The sequence below is a fragment of the Flavisphingopyxis soli genome, from assembly GCF_007995095.1.
Taxonomy (GTDB): Bacteria; Pseudomonadota; Alphaproteobacteria; order Sphingomonadales; family Sphingomonadaceae; genus Flavisphingopyxis; species Flavisphingopyxis soli.
This window is the reverse complement of record NZ_VOPY01000001.1, coordinates 856246-877857: the sequence shown is the minus strand read 5'-3', so window position 1 is coordinate 877857 and position 21612 is coordinate 856246. Positions and strand designations below refer to the sequence as shown.

At 65.2% G+C, this 21612-nt stretch carries 33 protein-coding genes; 16 read left to right on the top strand and 17 right to left on the bottom strand.

Features of this window, described 5'->3' with window-relative positions:
• Positions 1-18: 18 nt before the first annotated feature.
• From FSZ31_RS04345 to FSZ31_RS04335, 3 genes are all read right to left on the bottom strand, one after another.
• On the bottom strand, positions 19-1677 hold the full coding sequence (locus FSZ31_RS04345) for a terminase large subunit (RefSeq protein ID WP_236643658.1): 1659 nt from the start codon (positions 1675-1677) through the stop codon (positions 19-21).
• A gap of 35 nt (positions 1678-1712) precedes the next feature.
• Positions 1713-2159, bottom strand: coding sequence for a hypothetical protein (locus tag FSZ31_RS04340; protein ID WP_147121792.1), 447 nt, complete (start codon positions 2157-2159; stop codon positions 1713-1715).
• A gap of 67 nt (positions 2160-2226) precedes the next feature.
• Complete coding sequence (locus tag FSZ31_RS04335; RefSeq protein ID WP_236643657.1) at positions 2227-2637, bottom strand: HNH endonuclease; 411 nt, start codon at positions 2635-2637, stop codon at positions 2227-2229.
• 325 nt (positions 2638-2962) lie between these two features.
• Here FSZ31_RS04335 and FSZ31_RS04330 point away from each other — a divergent pair, with 325 nt between their 5' ends.
• Complete coding sequence (locus FSZ31_RS04330) at positions 2963-3253, top strand: DUF3892 domain-containing protein (RefSeq protein WP_161595939.1); 291 nt, start codon at positions 2963-2965, stop codon at positions 3251-3253.
• Between the two features lie 34 nt (positions 3254-3287).
• Here FSZ31_RS04330 and FSZ31_RS04325 read toward each other — a convergent pair whose 3' ends face one another.
• From FSZ31_RS04325 to FSZ31_RS04315, 3 genes are all read right to left on the bottom strand, one after another.
• A complete protein-coding gene (locus tag FSZ31_RS04325; protein ID WP_147121789.1) occupies positions 3288-3761 on the bottom strand; it encodes a hypothetical protein in 474 nt (157 codons plus the stop codon).
• Between the two features lie 426 nt (positions 3762-4187).
• Entirely contained in the window at positions 4188-6317 is a 2130-nt protein-coding gene (locus FSZ31_RS04320; RefSeq protein ID WP_147121788.1) for a DNA primase family protein, read from the bottom strand.
• A gap of 13 nt (positions 6318-6330) precedes the next feature.
• On the bottom strand, positions 6331-6588 hold the full coding sequence (locus tag FSZ31_RS04315; RefSeq protein WP_147121787.1) for a hypothetical protein: 258 nt from the start codon (positions 6586-6588) through the stop codon (positions 6331-6333).
• A gap of 124 nt (positions 6589-6712) precedes the next feature.
• On the opposite strand from FSZ31_RS04315, the gene FSZ31_RS04310 reads away from it, so the two are divergent.
• Positions 6713-7501: a hypothetical protein gene (locus tag FSZ31_RS04310; protein WP_147121786.1), complete on the top strand. Its 789-nt coding sequence runs from the start codon at positions 6713-6715 to the stop codon at positions 7499-7501.
• Between the two features lie 23 nt (positions 7502-7524).
• Here the strand turns inward: FSZ31_RS04310 and dnaG are convergent, their stop codons facing one another.
• Positions 7525-8670, bottom strand: coding sequence for a DNA primase (dnaG, locus tag FSZ31_RS04305; RefSeq protein ID WP_147121785.1), 1146 nt, complete (start codon positions 8668-8670; stop codon positions 7525-7527).
• A gap of 92 nt (positions 8671-8762) precedes the next feature.
• Here dnaG and FSZ31_RS04300 point away from each other — a divergent pair, with 92 nt between their 5' ends.
• From FSZ31_RS04300 to FSZ31_RS04290, 3 genes are read left to right on the top strand one after another with little or no spacing between them, the layout of a single operon-like run.
• On the top strand, positions 8763-9011 hold the full coding sequence (locus tag FSZ31_RS04300) for a type II toxin-antitoxin system RelE family toxin (RefSeq protein ID WP_147121784.1): 249 nt from the start codon (positions 8763-8765) through the stop codon (positions 9009-9011).
• Positions 9012-9059: 48 nt separating this feature from the next.
• A complete protein-coding gene (locus FSZ31_RS04295; RefSeq protein ID WP_147121783.1) occupies positions 9060-9656 on the top strand; it encodes a helix-turn-helix domain-containing protein in 597 nt (198 codons plus the stop codon).
• A gap of 60 nt (positions 9657-9716) precedes the next feature.
• Positions 9717-10217: a hypothetical protein gene (locus tag FSZ31_RS04290; protein WP_147121782.1), complete on the top strand. Its 501-nt coding sequence runs from the start codon at positions 9717-9719 to the stop codon at positions 10215-10217.
• Between the two features lie 5 nt (positions 10218-10222).
• Here FSZ31_RS04290 and FSZ31_RS04285 read toward each other — a convergent pair whose 3' ends face one another.
• The 8 genes from FSZ31_RS04285 to FSZ31_RS12785 form a co-directional block, all read right to left on the bottom strand.
• Positions 10223-10879: a DNA-methyltransferase gene (locus tag FSZ31_RS04285; protein WP_236643656.1), complete on the bottom strand. Its 657-nt coding sequence runs from the start codon at positions 10877-10879 to the stop codon at positions 10223-10225.
• A gap of 73 nt (positions 10880-10952) precedes the next feature.
• Positions 10953-11213: a hypothetical protein gene (locus tag FSZ31_RS12985; protein WP_236643655.1), complete on the bottom strand. Its 261-nt coding sequence runs from the start codon at positions 11211-11213 to the stop codon at positions 10953-10955.
• Between the two features lie 69 nt (positions 11214-11282).
• A complete protein-coding gene (locus FSZ31_RS04280) occupies positions 11283-11588 on the bottom strand; it encodes a hypothetical protein (RefSeq protein ID WP_147121780.1) in 306 nt (101 codons plus the stop codon).
• The gene (locus FSZ31_RS04275; protein WP_236643654.1) at positions 11585-12070 is read right to left on the bottom strand and encodes a hypothetical protein; all 486 of its coding nucleotides are present in this window, start codon (positions 12068-12070) and stop codon (positions 11585-11587) included. The genes FSZ31_RS04280 and FSZ31_RS04275 overlap by 4 nt, the downstream gene beginning before the upstream one ends.
• Entirely contained in the window at positions 12067-13296 is a 1230-nt protein-coding gene (locus FSZ31_RS04270; RefSeq protein WP_147121779.1) for a hypothetical protein, read from the bottom strand. Before FSZ31_RS04270 ends, FSZ31_RS04275 begins: the two co-directional genes overlap by 4 nt.
• A 166-nt stretch (positions 13297-13462) precedes the next feature.
• Positions 13463-14059 (bottom strand): hypothetical protein, encoded by a 597-nt coding sequence (locus FSZ31_RS04265; RefSeq protein WP_147121778.1) that lies wholly within the window; start codon positions 14057-14059, stop codon positions 13463-13465.
• The gene (locus FSZ31_RS04260; protein WP_147121777.1) at positions 14056-14538 is read right to left on the bottom strand and encodes a phage regulatory CII family protein; all 483 of its coding nucleotides are present in this window, start codon (positions 14536-14538) and stop codon (positions 14056-14058) included. The genes FSZ31_RS04265 and FSZ31_RS04260 overlap by 4 nt, the downstream gene beginning before the upstream one ends.
• Entirely contained in the window at positions 14535-14792 is a 258-nt protein-coding gene (locus tag FSZ31_RS12785) for a hypothetical protein (RefSeq protein ID WP_161595938.1), read from the bottom strand. The genes FSZ31_RS04260 and FSZ31_RS12785 overlap by 4 nt, the downstream gene beginning before the upstream one ends.
• A 125-nt stretch (positions 14793-14917) precedes the next feature.
• On the opposite strand from FSZ31_RS12785, the gene FSZ31_RS04255 reads away from it, so the two are divergent.
• Positions 14918-15697 carry a S24 family peptidase gene (locus FSZ31_RS04255; protein ID WP_161595937.1) on the top strand — a complete coding sequence of 260 codons (780 nt, stop codon included), beginning with the start codon at positions 14918-14920 and terminating at the stop codon, positions 15695-15697.
• 9 nt (positions 15698-15706) lie between these two features.
• Here FSZ31_RS04255 and FSZ31_RS04250 read toward each other — a convergent pair whose 3' ends face one another.
• Both FSZ31_RS04250 and FSZ31_RS04245 read right to left on the bottom strand, forming a co-directional pair.
• On the bottom strand, positions 15707-16069 hold the full coding sequence (locus FSZ31_RS04250; RefSeq protein ID WP_147121775.1) for a hypothetical protein: 363 nt from the start codon (positions 16067-16069) through the stop codon (positions 15707-15709).
• Positions 16070-16118: 49 nt separating this feature from the next.
• Complete coding sequence (locus FSZ31_RS04245) at positions 16119-16532, bottom strand: hypothetical protein (RefSeq protein WP_147121774.1); 414 nt, start codon at positions 16530-16532, stop codon at positions 16119-16121.
• 239 nt (positions 16533-16771) lie between these two features.
• Here FSZ31_RS04245 and FSZ31_RS04240 point away from each other — a divergent pair, with 239 nt between their 5' ends.
• From FSZ31_RS04240 to FSZ31_RS04200, 10 genes are all read left to right on the top strand, one after another.
• Positions 16772-17032, top strand: a complete 261-nt coding sequence (locus tag FSZ31_RS04240; RefSeq protein ID WP_147121773.1) for a hypothetical protein — start codon at positions 16772-16774, stop codon at positions 17030-17032.
• Positions 17029-17244 carry a hypothetical protein gene (locus FSZ31_RS04235; RefSeq protein WP_147121772.1) on the top strand — a complete coding sequence of 72 codons (216 nt, stop codon included), beginning with the start codon at positions 17029-17031 and terminating at the stop codon, positions 17242-17244. The genes FSZ31_RS04240 and FSZ31_RS04235 overlap by 4 nt, the downstream gene beginning before the upstream one ends.
• Entirely contained in the window at positions 17241-17411 is a 171-nt protein-coding gene (locus FSZ31_RS12780; RefSeq protein ID WP_161595936.1) for a hypothetical protein, read from the top strand. The genes FSZ31_RS04235 and FSZ31_RS12780 overlap by 4 nt, the downstream gene beginning before the upstream one ends.
• Positions 17412-17422: 11 nt before the next feature.
• The gene (locus FSZ31_RS04230; RefSeq protein WP_147121771.1) at positions 17423-17602 is read left to right on the top strand and encodes a hypothetical protein; all 180 of its coding nucleotides are present in this window, start codon (positions 17423-17425) and stop codon (positions 17600-17602) included.
• The gene (locus FSZ31_RS04225) at positions 17599-17841 is read left to right on the top strand and encodes a hypothetical protein (protein WP_147121770.1); all 243 of its coding nucleotides are present in this window, start codon (positions 17599-17601) and stop codon (positions 17839-17841) included. The genes FSZ31_RS04230 and FSZ31_RS04225 overlap by 4 nt, the downstream gene beginning before the upstream one ends.
• A complete protein-coding gene (locus FSZ31_RS04220; protein WP_147121769.1) occupies positions 17838-18482 on the top strand; it encodes an HNH endonuclease signature motif containing protein in 645 nt (214 codons plus the stop codon). Before FSZ31_RS04225 ends, FSZ31_RS04220 begins: the two co-directional genes overlap by 4 nt.
• Positions 18479-18880: a hypothetical protein gene (locus FSZ31_RS04215; RefSeq protein WP_147121768.1), complete on the top strand. Its 402-nt coding sequence runs from the start codon at positions 18479-18481 to the stop codon at positions 18878-18880. Before FSZ31_RS04220 ends, FSZ31_RS04215 begins: the two co-directional genes overlap by 4 nt.
• Entirely contained in the window at positions 18877-19962 is a 1086-nt protein-coding gene (locus FSZ31_RS04210) for a phage Gp37/Gp68 family protein (RefSeq protein ID WP_147121767.1), read from the top strand. The genes FSZ31_RS04215 and FSZ31_RS04210 overlap by 4 nt, the downstream gene beginning before the upstream one ends.
• Positions 19959-20291, top strand: coding sequence for a hypothetical protein (locus tag FSZ31_RS04205; protein ID WP_147121766.1), 333 nt, complete (start codon positions 19959-19961; stop codon positions 20289-20291). Before FSZ31_RS04210 ends, FSZ31_RS04205 begins: the two co-directional genes overlap by 4 nt.
• A gap of 148 nt (positions 20292-20439) precedes the next feature.
• A complete protein-coding gene (locus tag FSZ31_RS04200) occupies positions 20440-21609 on the top strand; it encodes a hypothetical protein (RefSeq protein WP_236643653.1) in 1170 nt (389 codons plus the stop codon).
• Positions 21610-21612 lie beyond the last annotated feature (3 nt).

Below are 21612 nucleotides of genomic sequence, written 5' to 3'. Positions count from 1 at the left end.
CGCCGGACAATTCCCATATCAGGCGCTCAACCGCTCCAGGTACCTGTCGAGTCCGCCATTATTGTCCCCTTCCGCAACCGGGTTCCGGCCCATCAGCGACACCGCGTTGAACATCGCGATCAACGGATCGATCTTGGCCTTTCCGGCCGTCTGTTTCGTGATCAGCACCGCATTGCCCCTTTGCTCCGTTTTCGCGTTGCCGACGCACCAGTTCATCAGCGCCTGGGGCGCATGGACGAATGTCCCGTCCTTCAACTTGCGCTCGAGGCCCCACACCGCGGAGGAGAGCCGAAACCCTTGTGCGATGCCGATCATCTGCGCTTCGGCTATGCCGCGACCGCTCAGCTCGTCGATCAGGGCGCCGACCCCTTGCGGGTCCAGCCCGACCGCGTTCTCCGCCGGCAACAATCCCAGCGTGTTCAATTCCTCGATGATATCCGCCAGGCCACGAATGTCCTCGGTCGGATCCTCGCACACCGTCAGGTCGCCTTCGTCGGCGAAGTCCTGTAGCCGCGCCGCGATTTCCTTGCGCTTGTCGAATACTTCCGGCTGCGCCCAGGCGTGTCCCCAGCCCAGCCAGTTCTTCGTTTCCCGGCACCGGCCGATCAGGCCGAGGCCCATAAGGTCGTCCAGCCCGCCCCCGTCGATGCCCGCGACGATGACCTCGCTCCGCGCGATCAGCTCCGCATAGCTCAGCGTCACGTCGACCGCGCGTGGCCACAGGTCGGCACCGATCCAGCGATCGCTGTGCAGTGCCAGCCCGATCTCGATGTTCAGGTGCTGCGATGCCCAGCGCCGTTCCTCGGCCTCGCCCTTTTCGCGCGCGGCCCTGAATTCCTTCTTCAGCCGGTCGACCGTAATCGAACGCCCCAGGTTGGGCAGCACCATCGGCCAGCATGCCGGGTCGCGCCACGGCTTTTCCTCGGCGATCTGCATCGCCTCGGGAAACTCGTACAGCATCGGCAGGACGCGGCCCTGCGGAATGCGGCCGTCGCGCACAGCCCTCGCATAGTCGAGCTCGGCCTTGAACGCCCCGGCAGGCGGCTCGTCCGACTGCGTCGTGATGAAGATCAGGAACGCTTCCGGGTTGGCGATCATGCCACCCCGCAATTGCCCGATCACGCGCGCCGCATGCGGCATGCCCGCCATCAGGTGCAGCTCGTCGATCAGCACGCCCGCGGGCTTCGCGCCCGTCGCCACCTTCAGGTCGAACGTCTTGACCTTCAGCCGCGCGTTGTTCGTCCGGTCGACGATCGTCTTGACGTGCTCCTGCACCTGGAACCGCTTCTGCAGATACCCGTCGGGATCCGCATCGATGATTCCCGACGCTTGCTGGAACGCCAGGTCGGCGATCTCCTGCGTCGGGCCAACCAGGACGAACTCCGCCCTCGGTCTCAAATTCATCAGCAGCGCGACGACCATGATCGCTGCGCCGTTTGTCGTCTTCGCGTTCTTCTTCGGCACGAGCTCGAACAGCTCGGGGACCATCCGCTCGCCATCGACCAGCGACCCGAAGATCGCCCGGACCATGTCGCGCGCCCAGTCGCCTGCAGCATCGGCGAACGCCGGTTGCCCCGGAACGTCCGGCAGGCGCAGCCGGTCGAAGATCGAGACCGCGCGTGACGCTTCGACTTCATCGAGCGGCAGATCGGGCAGCAGCGAGCGCTGATCGCGCAACCGCTGCTCCCAATCGGGGCACGAGAAGTCCCACTCTAGTGGATCAGGGGACCCCATCCGCTATCGCTTGCGCCCTCGCGGGCATCAATGATCGACTGCTCTTTCTTGCCGAGCTTCTTCGCCTTCGCCGGCACCGGCCGTTTCGCCGGCAGCGCCAGGTCATGCCGGTCGAGCCGCTTCCACAGCTTATCGATCGCCGACACGTTGCCCGCCTCGACCTGCTGGACCAGCGCGAGCAGCAGCTTCCCCTCGAGCCGCTGGCGCGACTCCAGCCGGAACTTCAGCTCGCGAAAATAATGTTTCCTCAGCGTAGGCGGCGTGATCGAAAGCGCCGCGGCAATCTGTTCCTCGTTCTTGTCGAACGCCGCCAACAGTATGACTTTCTGCCGGTTTTCGTCACTCGGCACATGCGGGGGCCGACCGCGCCGACCGAACCCCTCCGGGATCCGATCACCAAGCAGGTCAAAATCCCAATCACTCAAAAAAAATTCCCTGCGTTGGAGGGACGGAGGTCTAGGCGCTCCGGCCCTGTGGACTTTTCACCCCCCCCTATCGTCGCTGGGCAGCGCGCTCTTCGCGCTGCTTCACGCTGTCGTGACAAGGCGTCTTGCACAGCGTCCAGACGTTCTCTTCGTCGAAGAACAGCCGCTCGTCGCCCTTGTGAGGTCGGCGATGATCGGCGACCATCTCGGGGCTCGGCCCGACATGCCCGCACATCTGGCAGGTGAACGCATCGCGGATCAGCGCGCGCCATCGCAGCGCCTGCCATCGCGCAGTCTTGTACCATCGCCGCCAGGGCAGTTTGTCGCGAGCCGCGTCGATCTCGGCGCGCCCGGTCGGTGACTTGATCTTGGAGGAGGCGAGCGTTCCGATCCGAGAAGGCAACCGGGTCAGCCGTCCCATCGGCCTTGCCCCTTCGCGTTCGTACGTCACCGCCAGTGTGACTTCGTATAGCCCCATTCGGACCGATTAGTGAACACCACCCCTAGAAACCCTAGAAGCATTTTGGGGGGTTGACAGCTTCTACCCGCGTTTATCTGCGCGTTTTGGCTTTCCACCACCCGACTGATGGTCGGTTACCTGTTCACCCTTGCGTACGTTTTTAAATCAGGCAGACTGCGATGGTGAGTTTCCGCGAGGGACCTCACGTGAACGGACCGGCCGACGCAGCAACGCCGACCGGTCCATGGCAAGAATGCTCGGGTTGAGCGCTCAATCGGTGCCGATGTGCAAAATGCGCTTTTCGGTCGCGGCGGTCAACCTGGCACAACAAAGGAAGACGACGATGGCAAAACGCGCCAGAATACGCTGCATAAACAAGACGCCCCGCGACAACCGGTACGAGGCGATTACTCATTTCGGCTTCGAGGCCAACGGGATGTTCTACCGCTTCACGCTGGAGGATATGCTTAACCTGATCGATGACGGCTGGACCTTCTACACCGAAGAGGGCGGTCACGTCCGCGAAGTGCGGGCCTATCACTACCGCGGCAGCACGACCCGCTTCCTGCGGACCGATCCCGACAAGGACACGACCGACAACCTGCTCAGCCTCGACGAGTGTCCGATCGGTTGAGTGCCGCGACCCCGGGCGCGCGTCGCGTCCGGGGTCACCCCGCGTTCACCGCCATCGCCAGCCGCCCGATCGCCCGCGTGTAGCGCATGCGCAGCGCGTCGGCACCATGCGCGCGGCCCATCGGCGCGAGCAGCTTGCGCCACGGCACCCGCTTCGCCCCGCGCGCCAGCTCGGCGATCGCCAGGCACACTATACGCCGGTCGCCCTCGTCGGGGATCATCGACAGCCACTCGCTCGCCACGTCGCGCTCGCTGACCTCTCCGCGCGACAGCGGCATCGGCCGCACCGCGACGTCGCTCGATGCGCCGTCGCCTCCGCGCGCATCGTAATCGCCCGCGCGGACGTCACCAGTCGCCAGGTGCCAAGGCCCGTCACCGGCGAAGGGCCAGCGCCCGCCACCCGGCGATCGCCGCCACAGCTGCCACGCCTCGACCAGCGCCGCCTCGACATCGTCATAGGTCAGGAAGGCGCACTCGCCATCGACCGCGGTACCAGCGACGACGCTCATGCTGCCACCCGCGCAGCTGGCGTCAGCCGATCAGGCCCAGCGCCGTCAGCAACGGCCAGCCGACCAGCACCGCGATCGCTGCCCAGCCGAGCCAGCCGATCCACGCGCGCTCCGAAACGGGCTCTCGATCCGCGTCCATGCCCCGATGCTATCACCGGAAGGGTGGCGGAAGGAAGATGGAACCTTTGCCGGAACCATCGCCGATCCGCCAACCCCATAAGAATTAAAGGATAATGACTCTCTTCATATCCCTTTGGAAGGATTGGAAGGGTTATCATGTTTATTGTCTCGCGCATGCCTGAGCATGCGCGCGCACATATGAGGGAAAACATATCGCAAATCCTTCCAACCATTCCACACCCGCACGAAACCGCGCCCCGTCCCTTCCCGCAAAGCTTCCGCCACCCTTCCGGATGGAACCTTCCCTCAATCATCGAAGCCTCCACCATCGCGGGGGTCGGGGGCCGCGGGCGCATCGTCGGGCGGCGCGCGAGGCGCATCGATCGCGTCGATCTCGTCCTCCTCGATGCGCCGCACATTGCCCTCGTGGTCGAGGAAGTCGTCGGCCTGCCGGACCAGCTTCAATCCCATCCACTGGATCCCGTTCGACGCCTTCTTGATGAAGCCCTTGGCCTGCATCGCCTGCGAAAAACCCTTGTTCTTCCACTCATATTCGCCCGCGGCCTTCGCCCAGGCGACGAACACGCCATAGAGCACGCTGCTCTGCACGCGGCTGTCGGGGTCCATCTCGGTGCACATGCGCAGGAAGCGGGCCAACGGGTCGCTATCGTCGCGATATGCGGCCGTCGCGGCCTTCACCGCGTCGGGCTCGGTCAATCCATGGTCCATCCAGTCGATCAAACCCTCGACCAGCCGGTTGAGGATCCCTGCCCGCTCCAGCTTCAGCTTCCCGGGCAGGTCCTTGTCGCGCTCGCCGACCGGCAGATGCTGGTCCCACGGGACGAGCTTCAGGCGGCGCCAGATGCCCTCGTCGGTGCCCGGCACGTCGGGCCGGTAATTGCCCCCGATGGTCAGCTTGAACAGCGGGTTGAGGTCGAAAAACCCCTTGTGCAGCGCGCGCACGCTCATTGGCTCGCCGCCCGTCGCCGCCTTGACCAGCGCCTCGTTCAGCTTCGCCCCGCGCTCGGGCTCCGACGCGCGCAGCATGCGCACGCCTCCCAGTTTCGCCAAGTCGGGCGTCGCCTGGTCGCCGCGTTTCTTGATCCCCTGGTCGAGGAAGGTCTCGATGCCGATCGTGCCGGCATAATCGCCCACCGTGCCCGCCCATGCGTCGATGATCGTCGACTTGCCGTTCGCCCCGCGCCCGTACCAGAACTGCAGCTGCTGCTCGCCGACATGGCCGCACGCCGAATATCCGCCCCACTGGTGGAGGTATCGCCGCATCGCCGCGTCGGGCTGCGCCCACTCGATCACCGCGTCGTAAAGGGGACATTCGGCGTGCGGATCGTATTCGACCGGCGCCAGCTTGGTATTCAGGTCCTCGCGCCGATGCTCGCGCAACCGCACGATCGCCCGGAACTTGCCGTCGTCGTCGCGTATCCTCTCAAATCGAAGAGTTCCGTTGAGTGCGTTCACCGTGAAAGGATCGGTGTCGAATTCCTCAATCGCGACCGTCAGCCAGCGCTTGGCGAGGTTGGCGATACAGCCCAGCTTGCCCGCGCTCTCGCTCGACCGGCCCCATGCGCCCAATATCGTGTCGAATGGCTCGACCTTGCGACCCTTGTGGACCAGCCGGTTCATGCCGAGGTCGGCCGCTTCGGTGCGCCCATGCCCCTTGGCCTTTTCGATCCAGTAGATCAGGTCGGTATCGTCGCCCCAGCCCGTCTCGCGAATGCAGCGCGCCTCGTGCTGGATCGACCGGATCGTGTCGAACACCGCCGCCTGCACCTCGGCCGGCGTCGAATCCTGCTCCTGGTCGAGCACGCGCCAGCGCCGCCCGTCCCAGCCGAGCCAGCCCTTGGCCGTCGTGAAGCGGAAATCGTCCAGATACCGGTCGCGAAACCGCTCGGCATTGCCCAGGTCGGTCATCGGATGCGCGGCACAGCGCAATGATACGACAACCTGCCACGGATCGAAACCCTTGCGCTGCCCCGCCGCGAACGATCGCGCAATCTCGCGCGGCAGCTCCTCGAGCTCGAGCTTCGCGAGGAGCGCGGCGATAGCCGCCTCTTCGCCGACCATGTCCGCCGCGACGCGCTGCCCGACACCCCAGGCAAAGCGCTTCACCGCGTCATTGTCACCGCCGTCGACGAAGCCCGCGACCCGCGCAAGCCACGCTGCCCCGATCAACGCGACGCGCCCCCTTTCCTCGGCCGTCAGGCCCGCCAGCCTTCCATCCGGAACGATTGGAACGTCGTCCATGCTGGGGTCCGGGGTCGGAAACGCCGCGTCGAACCGCGTGCGCCAGGCGGCAAGATACTGCGCCCGCGTCTCGCCATCGCCGATCGATCGCGCAAGGCCGTCGAGGCGGGACCAGATACCGGCGATGGCCTCCGGCGATCGGGCTTCGCCCAAAGTGGTGCTTTGGGCGATCATGCTGTCGGCTCATTTAGCTGTCGCGGTCGCGCCGCTCCCGATAATCGCGGTAGTATTCGCCCATCGGCTCGCCGATCACCTTGCCGATGAAAAACACTCCCAAAACTGCGGAGCAAGTCACCGCCCACCCGTAAAAGCTTGAGGTCTCTAGTGTGAAACCGAGGCCGATGATCGCAATTATCGCGACCCTCAATCCGTGCGGGAACTGATACTCGTCGATCCGATGAGGCGAGATTCCAATCAAGACCCCGACAGAGAACAGATAGGTCATGAGGCTCAGAGATGGCATGCCTACCATGTTGCGCGCCTGTTTTATCAATTCCAAGTCGTAATTTGACTAGAGGTGTTTGCATCGCGGCAGTGTTCGTGCTGGATGCTACAAGAGGGGGAATATTATGCGCCGCGAAATCTCGATCGACAACGCTATCGGCTTCTATTTCGAAACGAATGAGGCCGTTCCCGCTCGCCTCGTCGCACGATTTCTGATCGAGGTTGACCGACTCGCGAGACTTCGGAGCCATTTCGGAAGAAATACTGTCGTAGAGATCGCGGAAATTCGGTCTGGCAGCGTGTGGGCCGACGTTCTGATCAACGGGGCGGCGCTGGCAGCGATCATAAAATTTGGAGTCGATATATCCGATAGACTGACTTGGAACCGCCCCAACCCGTTGAGTGATTCGGTCTCTATAATGGCGGAGAATTACTCGGTTGTTCGAGTGGACATTGTAACACGCACTGGAACGATAAGTGTCGATCGCGGGGATTTTCTTCCAAGACGAAACCGCTCTGATAAGAATTCTCGACGAAAAATACTGAAACGTGAACCTGACGTGGGACGCGGACAAACCGGCAAAGCAATTCTTAATAACGACGCATATGGGCCGGAATTTAGGAATGTTCGGCTGGTCATTCTTCGCGGATTCGATCCCCAGCTCGCGCGAGCGCCGCAAGATACTACGCTTATGGGAACAGCACACGTCGTAGGATCTGAGATTGTTTTTACAGCGGTATCCGGTGAGAGATATAATCTTTATCGGGGCGTAGGCGAGTGGCAGCAGGTGCCCGTCGATGTTCCGGTCGTCATTCGTGGTAGTGTCGTGACGCCGGAAAGTGGGGACGCCGTTCTCATTGTTGATGACAGTTTCATCGCGAGCCGCGTCAACAGTCCCCCTCCGGGCCAGTGAATATCCTCGTTTGATAGGCCGAATCACGCCGCTTCCCCCATAATCGCATCGAACAGGAATTCGTCGAGCGGTCGCGCCGCGTCGATCACCGCCGTCAGCGCCTTTTTGCATCCCTTGCGCGCCAGCCCGTCGGGATCCTCGCCCTCGGGCAGCATCGCGATCGCCAACGACCGACCTGGCCCGACGCCGGCAAGCGCGCGCTCGCACGCCCGCACCGCCGCAGCGCGGCCCGCGGCATCGCCGTCGAACATCAGGACGGGGACGTTGGAGACGCGCCAGGCGCGCTCAATCTGCGCCTCGGTCAACGCGCTGCCCATCGGCGCGACCGCCGCGAATCCGACGCGGTCGAGCGCCCACGCATCGAACTGACCCTCGACGACGACCAGCCGGCGCGTTTGCCGCGCCAGCGCCGCCGCGCGGTCAAGATTGAACAACGTCCGCCCCTTGTCGAACACCGGTCCGTCGGGCGAGTTGACGTATTTCGGACCCGCCACCCCACTTCCCGCTCGCCCTGGGCCTGTCGAAGGGTTTTCCACGCTCCGCGCGGCGAAGCCGATCACCCGTCCGCGCCCATCGCGCACCGGGATAGTGATCCGCTGCCACAGGAAATCCTCGTTTTTTTCGCCAGCGATCAGCCCTGCCGCACGCAGTTCTGCCTCGTCGGCCCCCGCCAACGCCGATCGCACCGACAGCGATCGGCCGGGTGCCCAGCCGATGCCGTATGTCGCGCACGCCTTCCCGTCCCAGCCGCGTTCCGCCAGATATTCGCGCGCCGCGCCGCACGCCTCCAATTGCCCCGCATAAAACGCCTGCGCCGCCTCGAGCAGCGGCAGCAATCCCGCCCGCCGCTCCTCGCGCTTCGCCGCCTCCGGCGATCGCTCTGGCATCGTCAGCCCCGCAGCCTCGGACAGCTGGCGCACCGCGTCGATGAACCCCATCCCGCCCGCATCGGTCAGCCACCGGATCGCGTCGCCATGCGCGCCGCACCCGAAACAGTGATAGAAGCCCTTTTCGTCGCTGACCGTGAAGCTCGGAGTCTTTTCGGAGTGGAACGGGCACAGCCCCTCGAACTCGCGCCCCTTGCGCACGATCTTGACCCGCGCCGAAACCAGCCCCGAAAGCACCGTCCGCGCGCGAATTTCCTCCAGAAAACTCTGCGGAATCGTCATGGCGCCATACCCCCCTTCAACAGCGCGAAATACTTGTTGTATTCCGTTGTTTTAATATTGACGCACCTGTTGTATTTCGTTATAATCGGAGCATGAAAACAGTCATTCTCTCGAAAGCCGCCAGCAAGGCGCTCGCCAAAATCCCCGCCAATGAAGCGGAGAAGATAGACGATAAGATTAAGCAGCTGGCTCTCGATGATGGCAGCCTCGCGAACAACGTGACGCGGCTTCAAGGGACCACCGCCTTCCGGCTTCGCGTCGGCGACTGGCGGGTCATTTATGACGACGACGGGATGACGCTCTCCATTACCGCCATCGGGGCAAGGGGGTCGGTTTACTGACCCACGATACGACCGTCCTACACTTCCCACCACGACCGGAGACTGACTATGACCATTGATACCAAAGGCGACATCGCCGCCCTGCTCGACCGCAAGGTCGCCCCCGACGCCAACGGCAACGTGACCATCCCGCTCGCCGAATATCAGGCACTGCTCGATGCCGCCGAAGACGCCGCTGATCTCGCTGCCGCATACGCCGGCCGCGCATCGATAGACGCCGACGGCGGTATCCCCGCCGAAGTCGACGCCGCTATTCGAGGCGGCAGGCACCCCATCGCTGCATGGCGTCGCTACCGCAAAATGACCCAGGCCGATCTCGCCGGAGCGACCGATCTCACTCAGGCGGGCATTGCGCGGATCGAGGCGCTCGATCCCGGTCGCGGCCGCGCCGAGACGCTCGATGCGATCGCCAAGGCGCTCGATGCACCGCGCTGGACGCTCGAACCTGCTCCGACCGACGATCCTGCCGAGATTACCAAGCGCAAGATCGCGCGGGCCTTCGACCAGGCGAACGCCGTCGAAGGCCGCTTCCTGCGCGCCGGCAACGCCAAAAGTCGCGCTGCAAGGCACCCTCGTACCGGTGAATTCATCGACCCCAGCGCTGCCGCGCGCATCAAGAAGTCGCCGCGTGGCAAGGAGGATTGAACGATGGTGCGATGGAAAGGGATCGGCGAAGGCCTTCTGGGCGGCCTCATAGCGGGAGCATTGCTGCTCGGCGCCTTTGTCCTGACCATCGGTCGGGCAGGCATCGACGGGGGCGACTGGTTTGGTTTCGCCGGCAACGTGGCGGGCGGCGCGATCGTCGCCTGGGCAGTACTCACGCTTGATCGCAGGCAAGCGAAACTGGCGTTGTTGAACGAGCGCGCCGCCGTTCTCGATGCGCTGATGCTCTTGCGTAGCCTGGTTCGCGAACCCGACCACGAGGCGCCGAATGGTCATCCCGTCCACCCGATTCTCGACGCAGAGCGGCGCGCCGAATTCATGATCGAACGCGCGGTGCGACTGACCCCCGGAGAATTGCTTGCGCTGGCAGATGTTCACGCCCTGCTTGAGGGTCACGAAAGTCAGACTCCGCGCATGACGTCGAGCTGGTGGTTCGAAAACCGCCAACCCGATGGTCGCGTGCCTCTGAATGGCAGGGGAATCCTGGTCGTCGAGAAGCTCAACGACGCCATCAAGGCCCTCGCCACGGGAAAGATCGCCTAAACCGCTCACGCCGCTGCCTCGATTCGTCGGCAAGCAGTTTCGAAATGCCTTGGATTATGCTCGATGCCGACGAAGCGACGGCCTTTTTCGATCGCCGCGACCCCCGTCGTGCCAGTACCCATGAAGGGGTCGCATACGCTGTTGCCAGCCGTATTCACTATGATCTTGCGCATCAGGTCGAGCGGCTTGACCGTCGGGTGGTTGAAGTCCTTCCGAGGAGCAGCCTTGCCGTCCCACGAACGCCGTTTCTCGACCATCGCGCCGTCCGGGTGAAAGCCTTCCAGCCATGCGTGAACATAGAATTCCAGATCGGGCTGGTAATGCCTATTTGCGACCGGCATCGGGTTCGATTTGCGCCAGATACAAACGGCATAGCGCCGGAACATTCCGGCAAGATGGGGTAGAAGCCGGTGTAGCTGGTCGTTGTGCGCAAAGACGATCACCGACGAGAACTGGAGCGGGTCGATAATTTTGATGTCGAAGCCGCAGTCTAATCCTTCGGCAACGATCTGATCCATGCCGCCTCGCACTTTGCGAAACTCGCCCCCCCCAGTGGCCTTGAAGTCGTAAGGTGGGTCGGTCACCAGTGCATCGAACCGACCCAATGCTGGCAACAGCTCATAGGCATCGCCGCAATATAGCTCGGCGCGACCGATCCGCACTGGCTCTAGCGGATGAACAGCGCCATCCTCGGCCAAAGTGCCACTTTGAACGAAAGACCTCACGCCGCACCGCCTATCGGCTGGCGAGCAGCTCCATTCGCCCGCGACCGTCGAACAGGAAGCGGTTGTGTCCCGCGCACCCCTCGGTGATCCGGCATGGCGGACGCCGGTCGACCAGCGAATATGTCCCGCTCGTCCGACTGCGCAGCGTGACCAGGTCGATATCGACCCAAGCATCGCACGTGTCGCAGCTGACACGCACCGTCGAGCCGCGCGCGATCAGCCCGTCGAGCGTCGTCGCCCAGTCGGGCAGGATCGATTCGGATTTCGCCATGCGCGAACCTGTGCGCCGACCCCGACGACCCGCGCAAGGCAAAAGAACAAAGCTGGAACAGGTCGCGCGTCATTCGCTCGCCTCGATCCGGTGCAGCCCAGCGCAGACCGCCTCGACCCGCGCCTCGACCCGGCGAAAGAAGTCGCGCGCCTCGGCCGCGCCGATCCGGTCGCCCGGCCCGACATGATCGGCAAAGAACGACACCTTCGACCGGTCGAGGATCGGTGCCATCGCCAGCGCAACGCCGAACCGCTCGGCCTGCCGTTCCTCGGCCATCGCTTCGTCGAACGCTTCGAACAGGTCCGATATCGCGGCTTTCTGTTCTTCGTTCAGCAACGGCGTGACCAAGGCAATGATGTCAGCAGCATCGCTCATTCGCCGCACCCGCGACCGATCTGGCCGTAGTCGTCGGCGTTGGTGAAGTCCTTCCAGTGGCGCCAACCCGCCTGCGCGCAATGAAAGCCCCATTGGCGAATACGCGGTCCGGTGATGAACAGCGTGAACGCCCGGGCGCCTTCGAACGGCAGCTCGAGCCGGTGCGCCGCCTTCGCCCTGCGAAAGACGATCGATCCGGGACCGCGCCAGACCTTGCGGTTGATCCCGCCTGCCTCGATCACATGCTCGAAATAACCGCCGGCAAGGACGATCGAGACGTTCCACCAGGGATGATCGTGCAACGCGCGATCCTCGTCGCTATGCAGCACGTCGTGATGATAGATGTTGAACAGCCGGTTGCGCGGGATAACCCACCAGCGACGGAGATAGTCGTTCCCGATCACGAAATCCGGCGCGCGCGATGCGCGCAGCCGCGAACACCGCGTCCAGAGCATCTCGTTCAATCGACCGGCAAGTTTCATATCGCTTCCTCCGCAAGATCCTCGGCCGCGCAATCGAGACCCATCTCGATCAGCGACACTGCGTATTGCAGCGGGCTGACCCCCGCCTTGGCCGCGCCCGCACAGGCGCGCCGCCACACCCCGTCCCAGCGCTGCTGCAGCGCGCGGCGCAGGTCGGCCGCATTTTCCATGCATTCTGCCTGGATCCTGAACGACAGCGACTGGCCGCTCGCCCGCGCCACCGCGACCGCCGCCTCGTCGGCGCGATCGACCGGTTCGTGCGGCGCCCGGATCATGTCCGCCCGCCGTCCGTCCATGTGTTGCCCGCGGACACGCTCGCGCCGCCCGGCCTGGTCGCGCGCCACCCGCTCGGTGATCGCCGCGACCTCGCCCTGTTTTGCATCCACCGCACTGCGCGCCAGCGCCGCCTGCCAGTCCGCGAACGGGCCCGGCTCGGCATATTGCTCGATGAACTGCTCCAGCCGACGCCCGAACCCTCGGTCGAACACGCGGCCCGTCGCCTCGAACCGCCTCAGCGATTCGAGCGATTGCCCGCCCTGCCGGTTGCCCGCCAGCGCCAGCGCGCGGACGAACGATTCCTGCGACCAGCCGGTGCGCGCGCGCCACGCCTTGACCCGCGCCGCGAGCAACGGGTCCGAATAGGCCGCGGCTTCGCGCTCGGGCGATCCCGCGCGCCCGTCGACCCAGCGCACCGACCGCAATTCCGCCCCGCACGCCGCGATCCGCACCTTGCGCCCGCGCGGCTGGCGCTCGACGATCATCTCGCCGCGCCCCTCCATCCGCGCGATCGCGTCGCGCACTGTCGAGAACGAGACGCCGCACGTCTTTCCCAGCGCGACATCGTTCGGCATCGCCAGCCCGCGCTTCGCCCGCGCCTTCACCGTCGCGATGATCGTCTCGCCGACGCTCGCCAGGTCGCGCGCTGGCCGTCGCCGCTTGGCGGATGGCGTGGCCGGGCCATCGGACCCTGCACCGCCACCCGCCGTCGCCGCCGCTCCAGTTGCGCGCGGGGCAGGAGAGCAACCCCCGGCACGCATCGACGGCGAAAGCCTGATCGCGTCCATCTCGACCTTCCCCGCCCAGCGCAGCGATCGCACTGCCGCGTCGAAATCCTTCAGCGTCACGCCCAGCGCCTTCGCCAGCGTACGCCGGTCGGCCGTCTCGTCGGCCTTGGCCTCGCGCAATGTCGCGACGATCCGGTCGGCCAGGTCGGGAGCCTTGCTCATCGCGCCGCCTTTCGTGAAAGGGTCGCGGGGACGGGGTCCAGGACGGGGGGATGTTCCGCCCCCGCCCCCGCTACCGGTCGCAGGAGGGTGGGTTGCCCGCGCCCGGATAATGCCGCCAACCCGCCGCGAAACGGCGATGACGGAATGAACAATTTGGTGCCGGACTTCATGCCGACCCCCGCTGCGTCGATCCCTGCGCCGTCCGCTTGCCCGTCGCCGCGATCGTCACGACCCGACCGCCCATCGCCGGCACCAGCACCGTGATCGCGCCGCGCTTCTTCAGCCGCTTGATCACGTCGCTCGCTGCCACTGGCGTATCGAGCCGCGCCAGCCGCGCCAGATCGGCATTCGATGGGCACGGTGCGTTGAAATTCGCCGCACGCTTCAGCGCGCGCAGGATGATGTCGTCGACCGATCCCTCTTCGGGCGGCGACAGCGCCGCAAGTGCGTCTTCGGCCCGGCGGTCGCTGATATCGCGGACCGCGCGCACCCTGCTCCGCACCGCATTCCACTCGAAACCCTTCGCCACTCTCTGCGACGAAAGCGTGACCAGTCCCGCATCGGCATATTCGCGCGCCAGCGTCACGACCGCAGCGGTCCGCGGCAGCACCGGCCCGTGCGCATAGACCAGCACGTCGCCAGCCTGCGCCGCCGCGCACCACGCCTCGAGCGCCCCTGCCTCGATCGCCATCGACAGCGGCCCGATCGAAATCGTCGGCACCTCGTCCACTATGATAGGTCCGCGCTGCGCCACGCCGTTCATCGTCCGCCCTCGGCGATCCGCGCGTCGAGCAATTGCCCCAGCGCCGCACAGCACCGCATCAGGTCGTCGAGCTCGCGCCGCACCTTGCCCGCCTCGACCGCGCTCAACACCTGGTCGTCGGCCAGCCCCGCGCGGATCGCGTTGGCGACATCGCCCAGCTCGCACGACAGGCTGACGACCGAATCGGCCAGCCCTGGAAGGTCGCCATCATGCGCCGGCAGCGGCACGAACACCCCGCCCGCCAGCTGGCACAGCAGCCGCGTCACCGCAGGATGCGCGGGATCGCCGCGCGAAATATCCTCGATCATCGCGATATCGCCGACCGTCGGCAGGTCGGAATCGTGCGGCGACTGGAACCGGCCATGCTGCGATTTCGACTTTCCCGTGATCTCCGCTGCCGCCTCGATCCCGCCGACCCCGCGCTGCATCTCGCGCGTTGCCGCGCACAGCCGGTGGAACAGCGTCCGCGACACGCTCATGCCGTCACCTGCGCATGATCGGCCGGGGAAATCGCCTCGCGCTTTCCCGATGACGCGGTTGCTGTCGGCGCGCTAACCCCGACAGCATGGGCGAAATCGCACACCTCCTGCGGCACCGGACCCGGCCAGTTCGCCGGATCGACGAGGAAGCGCGCGAACTTTTCGAGCATCTTGGTCGTGCAAGATGCGCCCTCTCCGGCGAGGCGGTCGAAAAAGCCTCCATGGTTGGCGACAATCTTCGCCGCTCGGCTCACGGGATCCCCCGTTTCCTGCGCCCAAAGGTCGGCGCAGCGCAACAATCGAGATTTCAGGTCCAATGAACGCACTCCCTACTCGTCGACTGACTTTTAGGGGTCTTTGTCCCCCGTCGTCAAGGGGATTGCTACCCTCTGGTGAAATCATCGGCAATGGGGATAATGCCCCCATGTCCAAACGCGCGGAAATACTGGCCAAACGCATCGGTGAGCGTCTCGATGAAATGGGTAAGACCGCCTATTGGCTGTCGATGCAGATTACCGATGGCAGCGACAGCAAGGCGATCGCAAACCTTGTGAAGCGTAAAGGCATGCCTCGCATCGAGCGCATGGAGGCGATCGCGAAGCACCTGAACGTTTCGGCCGACTGGCTTCTCGGAAAGACAGAAGTTCGCGAGATGGTTCGATCGGAGGTCGATCTACGCGACGTGCACCGCCATTTCGGCAGCGACTGGCCCGGGCAGGATCTACCGATCCTCGGCACCGGCCATTGTGGCGGCGCGACCTTCCCCAGCAATTCGAACGGCGATGTAGAGATCGAGACGACTCTCTTCGAACCAACCCACGTTATCCGCATGGTCTCACGCCCGCCTGCGCTTCAGGGCGTCCGAGAGGCTTATGCAATCTACTTCATGGGAGATTCGATGGAGCCCCGCTTTGAACGTGGCGACATGGGCATCGTCGATCCGCACCGGCCCGTCCGACCTGCCGACTATGTCGTCGTCCAGCTGAACAACGGGACCGACGACGATGTCGTCACCGTCCTCGTCAAGCGACTGGTCCGCATCACCGGCAATTTCGTCGAGCTCGAGCAGTTCAATCCCGCCCGCATCTTTCGCGTTGCCCGCACTCGCATCGCGCGGATGCATCGCATCATGCCCGCGGTGGACCTGTTCGGCGGGTGATCCGTCCGATTATTCGTAAGCGACCTCGATGACGGCCTCTTCCTGGACCACGTCGGGAAATCCGGCGACAACCACCACGCCCGGTGCCGGGCCCGGCAGGCCGCTCGCCTGAATACACGCCGCCGTCTCGAGGATGTCGCGCCTTCCCTCGTCGTCCAGACCGCGCCAGTTCGATCGCGATACGCCTGGTCGCGCGCCGCCATGCTCGACAATCCCGCGATCGCGCCAGTAACTGATCCTGTCCATGCAATAGCGCATGAGGGTCTGTTGCGGATCCGCGCTCGCTCGCGCATTGGCCTTCGCGAACAGCGACGCAGGCTCCGCCGCCGCGGGCCCGGATTGTTGATCGCTGCTTTCGGGCACCTCGGGCACCCCGCATGCCGCCAGACTCAAGGCAAGAGCGGCAATGCAGGCCATCCCCCTATTTGAACTGCGAAGACGCATAGTCCGCTGCCTTTTTGACCGCCTTGTCGATGCCCGTCTTGTTCGATCCGCCGAAGAAACCGCCGCTCACCGATCCTTCCGACCGGACTTGCGCCAGCAGCTGACCGTCAGGCCCGACGAAGTCCACTTCCATCACGATCTTCGACCCGCCGGCGATCCCCGCCGTAAGGTACCGCCCGACCTGGCTGCCTTCCTCGAATCCGATATAGCGATAGCGAACCGTCATCCCGTCGCCGCGCGCGAACAGGGGCGTGTCGCCCCCGAAGAACGCCTCTTCCATCTTACGCTGCGTGTACGTGATGTTTTCCGCGTCGACGGCCACCGTCGACTTGTCATACTCGACCGTCGCCGACTGGGTTCGATAGCTGGTGGTGTTCGGTTCCTCGACCATCAGAGCGCTATTCGCGCACCCCGCAAGCATAACTGCGGCGAAAGCCGTCCAAATTGCGTTTTTCATTGTGTTCCCCTCCAGTTGTTCCTTCCGAAGACAGCCCGAGCGACCGTGTTTGTCAATCGCAAAGGCGCTGCCCGGTCGCTGCACCGACCATTGACACTGGGTAAATGTCCCCCTTGACATAGGGGGATAGATACCCCTAATCATTCGCCATTCGATCAGCGAAAGGCGATTCCATGCTCAAGACCGATGCCAGTTTCCCCCATCCCGGCAGCTACGCGATAGAGCGCGGCGCCGACGGCACCTTCGACACCGGCCCCGGCATCCGCATCATCCGCGCGCAGGACGGCGCGACCGTCCTCGTCGGCGATCCGCTCCCCGGCGCACGCCGCGCCGACGCTGCCAGCGTCAACCGCACCGTCGCACTCGCCGACCTGCTCCCCGCCACGCGTGATCGCGCCATCGACCGTCGCTGCCCGACCGCGAGCGCGGCATGATGCGCCCGCCCCCCGCCGCCTTCATCGCCGGCGAACGCAGCATCGCCCTCGCCCGCTCGCGCCGCGCCGTCGCCACCGAACGCGCGCGCACCTATCGCCACACCGCGATCAACGAAGCTCTGCTCGACCTGCAGGCATTCTCCGTCATCGTCGCCGCGATCGTCATGGTCTGCGGCTCCACGCTCGCCCTCATCGACTGGCTCGCATCGTGAGGGACTGGTCGAAGAACGACTGGTCGATCGAAGACATCGACGCCCAACTGCCCCAGCCGCGCCGCTGCGAAGATCCGCGCCCGATCCGCGCCCGCGACCTCGCGCTCACCGCCCTCGTCATCGCCCTGATCGTCCTCGCGATGGTCGTCGACAACGCCAGCATTTGAAGGGACCGCCAATGCCTGCCGCCGCTTCCTCGCTCCACGAACGCATCGCCGCGCGCGCCCGCGCCGCCGACCTCGCCATCACTCCCGCCGGCGTCGCCGAAATCGACCGTCTGCTCGTCGAGGAAACCCGCGCCGCGATGCTCGAGAGCATGGCGACCCGGCTCCACACCGCAATCGAGGCCACAAGATGAAAAACAAGCTCACCGACCTCAACGACCACCTGTTCGCCCAGATCGAACGACTGTCCGACGAGGACCTGACCGCCGAGCAGATCGAGATCGAGTCGAAACGCGCCGACGCGATCGTCGACGTCGCCGACAAGATCATTGGTGGCGCAGCGCTGCAGCTCAAGGCCGTGAAAATCCTCGCCGACCATGGTGACCGCTTCAAACCGCAGCTGACCATGATCGGCAACCAGGCCGCGTCATGAAGGGCCAGCGCATCCTCTACACCGCCGACGAGCTCGCCTGGATCGAAGCGCACTGCGCGCTCGCCCGGCGCGCCCTTCATCGCAAGTTCGTCAGGCGCTTTGGTCGCGACGACATTACCGTCGATCACGTCAAGGCACTGTGCACGCGCAAGGGCTGGGCGACCGGTCGCGACGGGCGCTTCGACCCCGGACATATCCCGGCGAACAAGGGCAAGCCGATGCCCTATCACCCGAACAGCGCGGCGACCCGCTTCAAGCCCGGACACCTGCCCGCGAACGTCAAGTATCTCGGCCACGAACGCCTGTCGAAGGACGGCTATGTCGAGATCAGCGTCGCCGAAACGAACCCGCACGCCGGTTACGAGCGCCGCTACGTCCACAAGCACCGCTGGCTGTGGGAACGGGCGAACGGCCCCGTGCCCGACGGCATGGTCCTCAAGTGCCTCGATGGCGACAAGGCGAACACCGATCCAACGAACTGGGAGGCCATCCCTCGCGGCATGCTGCCCCGCCTCAACGGTCGGTTCGGCCGCAATTACGATGATGCACCCGCCGAGCTCAAGCCGCTGATCATGAAGATCGCCAGGCTCGAGCACCGCGCGAGGGCAGCGAAATCGCGCAATGATGGGGCAACCCCATGACCGCCCCCGCCCGCATCGACCTTGCGCCCGATCGCGCACCGCTCGCGGGCGCGGGCCGCTTCGACCTGGGCGAAGCGGGCGAGCTCGCCGCGCTGCTCGCGCACGTCGCCGACCTGATCCCCGAAATCGTCGCCAAACGCATCGACCAGGTCACCCGCCACGGCCACACCGCCGCGCGCGATGATGCCGCCCCCGCCGACGCGCTGGCAAAGGTCGCATACGCCTACGCCGGCGACGCGCTCGACCTGTCGGGCGGAGAGGATCCCGCGCGCATCGCGCGCTGCCGCATGAAACACATCAACGCCATCGCCGCCGGCTTCGCCGCCGTAGCGCGCATCGATCGGGCTGTCGCCCAAAGCATTGCTTTGGGCGAGGAAGAAGAAAGGAAATCCGCATGAGCGACGGCACAAAGATCGAATGGACCGACGCAACGTGGAACGTCGTCAACGGATGCTCGGTCACATCGCCCGGCTGCACCAACTGCTACGCGATGAAGCTGGCGGGAACGCGGCTCAAGAACCACCCCTCGCGCGCCGGGCTGACGCAGGACACGAAGGCTGGTCCCGTCTGGACCGGAGAGGTCCGCTTCAACGACAAGGTGCTGTCTGACCCGCTGCGCTGGAAGCGCCCGCGCATGATCTTCGTCTGCGCGCATGGCGACCTGTTCCACGAAAACGTCCCCGACGAATGGATCGACCGCGTGTTCGCCGTCATGGCGCTGTGCCCCCAGCACGTCTTCCAGCTGCTGACCAAGCGCCCCGAGCGGATGTGCGAATATTTGTCACGGCGCAAAGCCGGGAAACCGGTGCAAGCTCCTCTAGGTGACGGGACACTCGGCTATCACCCGTTCAATTGCGAAGTGCTGCCGCCGAGCAACGTCTGGCTCGGCACCAGCGTCGAGGACCAGGCGCGCGCCGACGAGCGGATCCCGCACCTTCTCGCCACGCCCGCCGCCGTCCGCTGGCTGTCGTGCGAACCGCTGCTCGGGCCGGTCGATCTGTCGGGCCTCATGTTCCGCGATGTCGAGTGTCCAAACTGGGAGATGGAGGGATCGCAGCCGCCGGTAGATCCCGAGACCGGGCAGCAAGAGTGCTGCTCATCATGCGATTGGACCGGTATAGTGGGCGAGCCAGCGATCGACTGGATCGTCGCAGGCGGCGAAAGCGGCCCCGGCGCGCGGCCCATGCACCCCGACTGGGCCCGCGCGCTGCGCGACCAGTGCGCCGCCGCCGACGTCCCGTTTTTCTTCAAGCAATGGGGCGATTGGGAACTTTCGCTCGATCGCGAGAGGGACGACCCCGACTGGCGCGCCGATTATTCCAACGATTACGTCGACCGCGGCAAGTCACGCTGGCTGAATATCGAGGGCGGGCGCGGCTTTCATGGCGACCGCTTCGTCGTCATGCGCCGCGTCGGCAAGAAAGCCGCCGGCCGCCTGCTCGACGGGCGCACCCACGACGCCATGCCGAGGCGCGCATGACCATCGCCGATATCGCCGCGGGCGAATATCGCCGCCGCGCGCACAGCGTCGCCCGCCTGCCGCAGCCGGTCGACGCTGAGATATCGCGACGCCTCACCATCTGGCGCGCGATCGCCTTCCACGTCGCGCAGGTCGGCGAGCCGGGCGGCATCGCCGCGGTCACGATCGAGGCGATGCGCGCCGAGGTATCGCTGGCCAACGACGCCGCGCTCGACCGGCACGAGGCCGCGCCCGCCGACGCCGCGCTGCGTGACCGCTCGCGCAACCTCCACCGCCTGTGGACCCATTTGCGCGTCACCCGCGACCTGTCGATGGCGGCGTTCGCATGACCGCCCTGCCCGTACTCGAGCGCAAATTCTTCAAGCGCGTCGACACCGGCCGCGGGATGAACCTCACCGCCGCCGATCTGGACCTGCTCATGGAAATCGGCGTAGGACGCTTGCTCGCCGACGCAGCAGACGAGATTCGCCGCAAGCAATGCCAGGAACGAAGAGAGCGCCGCCAATCTACAGCCGGGGAGGATATCGCCTCGACCGGCGACCCGGACGCGTCAACCTCGTCATCACCTGGTACGATACCGCCCGAAGTCGTGAGCGCAGCATTAGCGCGGGCTCGCCGGATGAGGGGGAAGCCAGCGAAGCGCTCGACCGCCTCTACCTCCAAAGCCGGGGCGCCGCCCCGCCAAGGCTCGGCACGCTCGTAACCGAGGCGATCGCCGACTATCGCGTCACCTGCACGCACAAGGCATCCTATGGCGCGATCTGCTCGCGCCTCGACGCCGTCATCGACTACGTCGCCGGGACCGATCCCGCGATTCTCTGCCGCTCGATCGACGAGGAATGGGTCGAGGGATTCCGCAAATGGTACGCGCGCGTTCCGATCGTCTCGCCCACCGGCGTTGAGCGCGAACGCTCGCTGTCGACGATCGAGGCCAGCGTTGCGCAGCTCGCCGCTGCGATCAACGCTCTTCCGGGAGAGGCGGCGCGGTTCAAGGCGATCCCGTCGACCGAGGTCAACGCGTCGCCGACGTTGCGCCTGACGATCGCGCAGCTCGCCTCGCTGTTCCGCTACGCCATCGCCCGGCCCGAGCGCGCGAATCTCGCCCGCTATTTGCGCGCCGGCGTCGCCACCTGGGCGCGGCCCGACGCGCTCTACGATATCTCGACCGATCCAAAGCGCCGCCAGTGGTTTCCCGAGGCGAACGTCCTCGCGCTCAACCCGCACGGCCGGCGACAGACCAAGAAATACCGCGCGACGATTCCCGTCGCGCGGCAATGGCGCGACGATCTCGACGCGACCGAGGGTTTCTATGTGGAGGTTGGCTCGATTCGCAAAGCCTGGCTGGCAATGATCGAAGAGCTCGGGATCTATCGCCGCGGCGAGACCGGCGAGAAGCTGCTCCGACGATCGGTGTCGCACCTGGCGCGCAAACGCATCGGCGAGGAACGCTGGCGCCAGGGCGAGATCATGCTCGGCCATCACAAGGCCAGCATTTCCGACCTTTACGCCCTGCCCGACCCCGCAAATCTGGGCCTCGCGCTGTCCGCGACCGAGGCGATCATCGACGACATCGAACACCGCACCCCCGGCGCGTTTACCGCGTTTTTACCGCGCAGCAAAACCGCGACCCCGAAGAGCCGCGACTGATTA

Coding starts and splice junctions, on each gene's coding strand:
- FSZ31_RS04335 (WP_236643657.1), bottom strand. CDS start 2,637: ATGGGGCTATACGAAGTCACACTGGCGGTGACGTACGAACGCGAAGGG.
- FSZ31_RS04330 (WP_161595939.1), top strand. CDS start 2,963: ATGGCAAAACGCGCCAGAATACGCTGCATAAACAAGACGCCCCGCGAC.
- FSZ31_RS04325 (WP_147121789.1), bottom strand. CDS start 3,761: ATGAGCGTCGTCGCTGGTACCGCGGTCGATGGCGAGTGCGCCTTCCTG.
- FSZ31_RS04320 (WP_147121788.1), bottom strand. CDS start 6,317: ATGATCGCCCAAAGCACCACTTTGGGCGAAGCCCGATCGCCGGAGGCC.
- FSZ31_RS04315 (WP_147121787.1), bottom strand. CDS start 6,588: ATGACCTATCTGTTCTCTGTCGGGGTCTTGATTGGAATCTCGCCTCAT.
- FSZ31_RS04310 (WP_147121786.1), top strand. CDS start 6,713: ATGCGCCGCGAAATCTCGATCGACAACGCTATCGGCTTCTATTTCGAA.
- dnaG (WP_147121785.1), bottom strand. CDS start 8,670: ATGACGATTCCGCAGAGTTTTCTGGAGGAAATTCGCGCGCGGACGGTG.
- FSZ31_RS04300 (WP_147121784.1), top strand. CDS start 8,763: ATGAAAACAGTCATTCTCTCGAAAGCCGCCAGCAAGGCGCTCGCCAAA.
- FSZ31_RS04295 (WP_147121783.1), top strand. CDS start 9,060: ATGACCATTGATACCAAAGGCGACATCGCCGCCCTGCTCGACCGCAAG.
- FSZ31_RS12985 (WP_236643655.1), bottom strand. CDS start 11,213: ATGGCGAAATCCGAATCGATCCTGCCCGACTGGGCGACGACGCTCGAC.
- FSZ31_RS04280 (WP_147121780.1), bottom strand. CDS start 11,588: ATGAGCGATGCTGCTGACATCATTGCCTTGGTCACGCCGTTGCTGAAC.
- FSZ31_RS04275 (WP_236643654.1), bottom strand. CDS start 12,070: ATGAAACTTGCCGGTCGATTGAACGAGATGCTCTGGACGCGGTGTTCG.
- FSZ31_RS04270 (WP_147121779.1), bottom strand. CDS start 13,296: ATGAGCAAGGCTCCCGACCTGGCCGACCGGATCGTCGCGACATTGCGC.
- FSZ31_RS04265 (WP_147121778.1), bottom strand. CDS start 14,059: ATGAACGGCGTGGCGCAGCGCGGACCTATCATAGTGGACGAGGTGCCG.
- FSZ31_RS04260 (WP_147121777.1), bottom strand. CDS start 14,538: ATGAGCGTGTCGCGGACGCTGTTCCACCGGCTGTGCGCGGCAACGCGC.
- FSZ31_RS04245 (WP_147121774.1), bottom strand. CDS start 16,532: ATGGTCGAGGAACCGAACACCACCAGCTATCGAACCCAGTCGGCGACG.
- FSZ31_RS04240 (WP_147121773.1), top strand. CDS start 16,772: ATGCTCAAGACCGATGCCAGTTTCCCCCATCCCGGCAGCTACGCGATA.
- FSZ31_RS04235 (WP_147121772.1), top strand. CDS start 17,029: ATGATGCGCCCGCCCCCCGCCGCCTTCATCGCCGGCGAACGCAGCATC.
- FSZ31_RS04230 (WP_147121771.1), top strand. CDS start 17,423: ATGCCTGCCGCCGCTTCCTCGCTCCACGAACGCATCGCCGCGCGCGCC.
- FSZ31_RS04225 (WP_147121770.1), top strand. CDS start 17,599: ATGAAAAACAAGCTCACCGACCTCAACGACCACCTGTTCGCCCAGATC.
- FSZ31_RS04220 (WP_147121769.1), top strand. CDS start 17,838: ATGAAGGGCCAGCGCATCCTCTACACCGCCGACGAGCTCGCCTGGATC.
- FSZ31_RS04215 (WP_147121768.1), top strand. CDS start 18,479: ATGACCGCCCCCGCCCGCATCGACCTTGCGCCCGATCGCGCACCGCTC.
- FSZ31_RS04210 (WP_147121767.1), top strand. CDS start 18,877: ATGAGCGACGGCACAAAGATCGAATGGACCGACGCAACGTGGAACGTC.
- FSZ31_RS04205 (WP_147121766.1), top strand. CDS start 19,959: ATGACCATCGCCGATATCGCCGCGGGCGAATATCGCCGCCGCGCGCAC.
- FSZ31_RS04200 (WP_236643653.1), top strand. CDS start 20,440: ATGCCAGGAACGAAGAGAGCGCCGCCAATCTACAGCCGGGGAGGATAT.